We start from the raw sequence: 6,048 nt of genomic DNA on the forward strand, positions 1-6,048 counted from the left end.
CCGAACTCACGGAGACGGCGACGATGCGACTCAGGTGAGCGGACGGACCGCCGGAAAACCTCCGTCGACATAGCGCACGTTGGTGTACCCGAGCGAGGCTATCCGTTCTGCCATGGCCTCGGCTTCCGAAGGCACCGACACCACCGCGATCTCGGTGTCGAAACCGTCGATCCCGACCCGCCCGCACGAGTGCGGAGCGAATGCGCTCGACAACTCGGCTGGTTCGACCACGACGACACCGGGAAGGCTGCCCTGGTGGCGGACGACCTGAGGCCGCATGTCCACCATCACCGCATCGCCCGAGGCGCTGTGTTCCACTGCTTCACTTGCTGAAATGCTCACCACTGACACTGGTGATCACCGATCCTCTTACATACTTTCTCGAACTGACGTCAGGTGCGTCGGCAGGCGCCACCGGCTGTTCTGCTGATGCAGACATCCGGTGTCCGCCTCTGTCCGACGTCAGTAGTTCGTCGCCGGACCGACCGCGACCATCACGCAACGATAACAATCCGGTTGCGATTTGTCGCCCTCGCCAGGTTGTGGCGTCAGCGCTGGCGACGCCCGGCAACCCGCGGATGCTGGCGACGGTTCTGCTGACCACCGCCGCCCTCGCGTCGGCGCCCCTGCTGACCCCCGCCGGCGCGGTAGCGCGGCGGACCGTCATCACGCGTGAGATCGATCGGATTCTTGCCGATCCGAGTCTGGCAGAGGGTGTCGAGAGTATGCCGGTCGAGATCACGCGGCAGTTCGACCAGCGAGTACGAGTCGCGGATGCTGATGTGGCCGAAGTCGCGACGGCTCAAGCCGCCCTCGTTGGCGATCGCGCCGACGATCGCACCCGGGGTGACGCGATGCTTCTTGCCCACCGAGATCCGGTAGGTCACCAGGTCGCGATCGGAACGGTGACCGCCCCGCTCACCGCGGTCACGGTCTTCGCGTTCGCGCCGCTCACCCGGAGGCGGGTCAGGAGCCATGAGGAAGTTGCCGTCACGGCTCTCCAGCGCGAGCGCCGCGGCGATGTCGGCCATCGTCACGTCGTGCTCACGTGCGTAGTGCTCGACGAGCTGACGGAATGTATCGAGGTGATCCGACGAGAGGTTCTCGGTGATCGACTCGTCGAAACGCGCCATCCGCTGGGCATTCACGTCGTCGGCGCTGGGCAGGTCGATCTGCTCGAGCGGCTGACGGGTGGCCCGTTCGATCGAGCGGAGCATATGCCGCTCACGCGGCGACACGAACAGCAGCGCGGTCCCCGACCGGCCCGCGCGGCCGGTGCGACCGATGCGGTGCACATAGGACTCGGTGTCGTGCGGGATGTCGTAGTTGACCACATGCGAGATGCGGTCGACGTCGAGCCCGCGTGCGGCGACGTCGGTGGCGACGAGGATGTCGATGCCACCGTTCTTGAGCTGATTGATCGAACGCTCACGCTGCTGCTGCGGGATGTCGCCGTTGATCGCCACCGCCGAGAACCCGCGGGATCGCAGCTTCTCCGCGAGCTCCTCGGTCGCCTGCTTGGTGCGGACGAACACGATCATCGCGTCGAACTGCTCGACCTCCAACACACGTGTGAGGGCATCGAGCTTGCGCTGGTGAGACACCTGCAGATACCGCTGGGTGATGTTGTTGGCCGTGGCGGTCTTCGCCTTGACCCGCACCTCGACCGGGTTGTTCAGATACTTCTGCGCGAGGTTGCCGATCGCGCGAGGCATGGTCGCCGAGAACAGCGCCACCTGCTTGCGGTCGGGTGTCTCGGACAGGATGCGCTCGACATCCTCCTGGAAACCCATCGTCAGCATCTCGTCGGCCTCGTCCAGGACCAGGAACTGCAGATTCGACAGATCGAGGGTGCCACGTTCGAGGTGGTCGATAACGCGACCCGGCGTGCCCACCACCACCTGCGCACCGCGCTTGAGGCCGGCGAGCTGCACACCGTAGCTCTGGCCGCCGTAGATCGGGAGGATACGCAGTTCAGGGATGCGTGAGGAGTACTTGCCGAAGGCTTCCGCCACCTGCAGCGCCAGCTCACGGGTGGGAGCGAGTACGAGGGCCTGCGGCGTGCGTGCCTTCACATCGATCTTGCTGAGGATGGGCACTGCGAACGCAGCGGTCTTACCCGTTCCCGTCTGCGCCAGACCGACGACATCACGCCCGTCCATGAGGGGCGGGATCGTCTCGGCTTGAATAGGCGACGGACTCTCGTATCCGACGTCGTTGATAGCAGCCAGCACCCGGGAGTCGAGCCCGAGGTCGGCGAACGTGACATCCTGCGAGGTCACTGCGGGTTGGTCGCCCGAATTGTCATTGGTGTCACTCATTGTGCAACCAGCTTAAACGCTGAGTGTGCCAACAGGCGAAATACGGGACCGCCGTGGCCAGGGCTGCGGTTGCGGACCGCGGGATGGGTGGGTGCGTTCGGCACGCCCGCGACAAGTTGGTCGAATCCGATTCTGTTACCCGGATCACATGTAATGTGCGCCACAGCGACCGCTTGCACACTGCCGCCGGGAGGCACCGATGGAGTACGCCCAGACCGCATTCCAGGGCGAGGAGGTCGCCGACAAGGCGACTCTTGTGGACACCGTTCTCGCCCGGCGTAGGGATTCACCGCAGTCGGTCACCTTCCGGCGTCGCGGCACGAACGGATGGACCGACGTCACCGCACATACTTTCGCCGACGACGTCGACGCGGTGGCCAAGGGACTCATCGCGTCCGGAATCGACATCGGCGACAGAGTCGCGCTGCTGTCGTCCACCCGCTACGAGTGGACACTTCTCGACTACGCGCTGTGGCGGGTGGGAGCGGTCACCGTCGCGATCTACGAGACCTCCTCCCCCGATCAGGTGCGGTTCATCCTCGACAACTCCGGTACACGGATGATGATCATCGAGACGCCCGCACTGCGCGATCTGCACACCGGCGCCATCACCTCGGTCGCATCGGTGACCGAGACGCTGGTGATCGATGCCCCGGACCCGGCGCAGAGCGCGGTGGCACTGCTCACCGAGCAGGGTCGAGATGTCGGTGACGAGCAGCTCGAGCAGCGGCTGTCCAACACCGTCGCCGATTCCCCCGCCACGCTCATCTACACCTCCGGCACGACCGGCACACCCAAGGGTGTCGAGCTGACACACCGCAACCTGCTGACCGAGTGTCGTTGCGTCGAAGAGACTCTCGACACCGTGATGGTCGAAGGCGAATCGACGCTGTTGTTCCTCCCGCTGGCCCACGTGTTCGCGCGCACGGTGCAGGTCGGCTGCGTTGAAGGCGGAATCGTGCTGGGCCACACCAATGATCTGGCCTCCCTGCTGCCCGACCTGGCCCAGTTCCGTCCCAGTTATCTTCTGTCGGTGCCGCGCGTGTTCGAAAAGGTGTACAACTCGGCGACCCAACGCGCGGAAGATGATGGCAAGGGTGCGATCTTCGATCGTGCCAGCGACACTGCTATCGAATACAGTCGCGCACTCGAGTCCGGCACCATCGGCTTCGGGCTTCGCGCACGCCACGCATTGTTCGACAGGCTCGTGTACCGGAAGCTGAGGTCGGTGCTCGGTGGGCGCTGCACCTCTGCGATCTCCGGCGGCGCACCACTGGGTGAACGATTGGGACATTTCTTCCGCGGTATCGGGGTTCCGATCTACGAAGGCTACGGACTGACCGAGACCGCTGCGGCGGTGACCGTCAATTCCGAAGTGGCCCAACGCATCGGTTCTGTGGGCCGACCCGTCGACGGCGCTGCGGTGCGCATCGACGACGACGGGGAGATCATCGTCAACGGTCCCATGGTGTTCGGTGGGTACTGGCGAAACAACGAGGCGACACGTGAGGCCTTACAGGACGGCTGGTTCCGCACCGGCGACATCGGCAAGCTCGACGACGACGGATTTCTGTGGATCACCGGCCGCAAGAAGGAACTGATCGTGACTGCCGGCGGCAAAAACGTGGCTCCGGCACCGCTGGAGGACTCGATACGGGCGCACCCGCTGGTGAGCCAGTGTCTGGTGGTCGGCGACAATCGTCCGTTCGTCGCCGCGTTGATCACCCTCGATGCCGAAGCCCTGCCGGGGTGGCTGGGTCGGCACGGTCGGGCCGAGCAGACGCCGGCGGCCTTGGTGACCGACGATCCCGATCTCCGTGCCGAGATCGACACGGCGATCGCCGAGGCCAACGCAGCCGTCTCGCACGCCGAGGCGATCAAGCGGTACACGATCCTGCCCGAGGACTTCACGCTCGAGCGCGGTCATATGACACCCACACTCAAGTTGCGCCGTATGGCAATTCACCAGGACTTCGCCCGCGCCATCGACGGGCTCTATCACTGACCGCGGGCATCACTGACTGTGGGCGCGGGGCGGTGTCAGGTGAGCTGAGATGTCAGAGGGCCGGGCCGGTCTGGCCCCGCGGCACCTCCAGTGGACAATGGGCACTCGCACCCACATAGGAACTGATCCCGGAGCACGTCACTGCAATGCGTACAACTCTGTGCATTTTGACTGCTGTAACCACCGCTGTCGTATCTGCAGGTTGCAGTCAGTCGAATCACACAGCCTCGCAAGGCGATGCCTCGTCCGGCACGCCACAGAGCCAACAGGCCGCGATCGACGGGGTTGTCGCGATCTACCGACGCACCATCGAACACTTCCCGGCCGGAACCACCTTCGATTCAACGCGGTACGGCGGCCACGGCAACACCACCGACTGCGACGACAACGCGATCGGTGACGAAGTGTCGCCAGTCTCTTACCAGGACCTACGAGATATGCGAGTTCCCACGGGAACCGACACCTCGACACTCGTGTCGAGACTGGGCGACGTGTGGACGTCATTCGGCTGGAAGGTTGTCGAGAAGGACAGTGCCCCCAGACCCAACCGGTACGCGACCACGCCCGACGGCTATGGCATCAACGTCGTTCGTGGGTATCCGAACGCCGACAGTCCAACCCTGGCCGCCACATCGCCGTGTTTCGATGGCAACCTCATCAACCGCGATCTGGGCGCCCCAGTGGTGATCGAGTCGACGGGTGAACAGGGGTAGCGGCCGTAGTTGCCACCCGTCCGGTATCACCGAGAACGTGCAACCGTCATGGTGCGCGAGCGGGACTTGACCCCCCGTCCCAGGACTGTTCGCGCCTGGCATGAACGCGCACCCGCGCTCGATACGGTCATCGGACATGCCTACGCTTCCACTATGGTGGGAGCGGCTGCGACATCGGGAGATCACCTCGACGCAGATCACGTGGTGTCGGTTGGAAGTCCAGGAATGCTTGCCGACCATGCGAGTGACCTCAACGTGAACTCGCGCGCCCCGATCTACGCATCCCAGAACGACATCACTCAGTTTGCCACGGGAACTTCGCTAGGGCCTGGCCCCGTTGATGACAACGTCATGACGAGATTGAACCACGGCCCGGGTTCACCATCCTTCAGCGCGACCGAGGTCGACTCCGACAAGGGGCATGTGCTGGGACCACGTTGGATGCAGTGGGCCAGCGTTCCCCCAATTGAGGCTCACCCCAGCTACTTTGGCATGGGAAGTGCAGGGCTGCTCAACATGGGACAAATCATCGCAGGCGACAAACCGAACCACGCGGCCAAGTGATGCGCCGCTCAGTGGTTTCACTCGTACTGGTCATCTGTTCCGTGGTCGCAGCAGCGTCGCTCGCTGCCTGCCAGTCACACGACGGGTCATCCGATGTCTCAGAAGGAGTACCGGTGACCGACCACAAACTGGCTCCGAAAAGCCAACAGGCTGCGCAAGACGAAGTGCTGAGGCTATTTCAGAAGACCGTCGATGCGATCCCCGGTTCCAAACTGGACTCGTCACGATTCGGCGGTAACGGCGAAACGGTGGACTGCGACGACAACGCAACATCGCCTGATTCACCAGTCGACTTCAGCCAGTCCCGTGATTTGAGATTGCCTCCGGGAGCAGGTTATCCGGCTCTTCACAATCCGGGGTGTAGTTGTGGTCTGAATCCGCCGGTCTCGAGCAGTGCGCGGGTGATGTAGTGAGTCAGGTTCCGAAAGCCCAGGGCGGAGCCGCG

The 6,048-nt window shown here is 63.9% G+C and carries 5 protein-coding genes; 3 read left to right on the forward strand and 2 right to left on the reverse strand.

Going from position 1 to position 6,048, the window contains the following annotated elements; all coding sequences use genetic code 11:
• Window positions 1–30 precede the first annotated feature (30 nt).
• Both IEW22_RS09465 and IEW22_RS09470 read right to left on the reverse strand, forming a co-directional pair.
• Window positions 31–351 (reverse strand): rhodanese-like domain-containing protein, encoded by a 321-nt coding sequence (locus IEW22_RS09465; RefSeq protein ID WP_188586356.1) that lies wholly within the window; start codon window positions 349–351, stop codon window positions 31–33.
• A gap of 197 nt (window positions 352–548) precedes the next feature.
• A complete protein-coding gene (locus IEW22_RS09470; protein ID WP_188586357.1) occupies window positions 549–2,321 on the reverse strand; it encodes a DEAD/DEAH box helicase in 1,773 nt (590 codons plus the stop codon).
• A 199-nt stretch (window positions 2,322–2,520) separates the two neighbouring features.
• Here IEW22_RS09470 and IEW22_RS09475 point away from each other — a divergent pair, with 199 nt between their 5' ends.
• The 3 genes from IEW22_RS09475 to IEW22_RS09485 all read left to right on the forward strand — a co-directional run bounded on the left by IEW22_RS09475 (window position 2,521) and on the right by IEW22_RS09485 (window position 5,603).
• On the forward strand, window positions 2,521–4,326 hold the full coding sequence (locus tag IEW22_RS09475) for an AMP-dependent synthetase/ligase (RefSeq protein WP_188586358.1): 1,806 nt from the start codon (window positions 2,521–2,523) through the stop codon (window positions 4,324–4,326).
• Between the two features lie 437 nt (window positions 4,327–4,763).
• On the forward strand, window positions 4,764–5,039 hold the full coding sequence (locus IEW22_RS09480; RefSeq protein ID WP_188586359.1) for a hypothetical protein: 276 nt from the start codon (window positions 4,764–4,766) through the stop codon (window positions 5,037–5,039).
• Between the two features lie 48 nt (window positions 5,040–5,087).
• Window positions 5,088–5,603, forward strand: a complete 516-nt coding sequence (locus tag IEW22_RS09485; RefSeq protein WP_268235468.1) for an alpha/beta hydrolase — start codon at window positions 5,088–5,090, stop codon at window positions 5,601–5,603.
• Window positions 5,604–6,048: the final 445 nt, after the last annotated feature.

The organism is Gordonia jinhuaensis (genome assembly GCF_014639795.1).
Taxonomy (GTDB): Bacteria; Actinomycetota; Actinomycetes; order Mycobacteriales; family Mycobacteriaceae; genus Gordonia_B; species Gordonia_B jinhuaensis.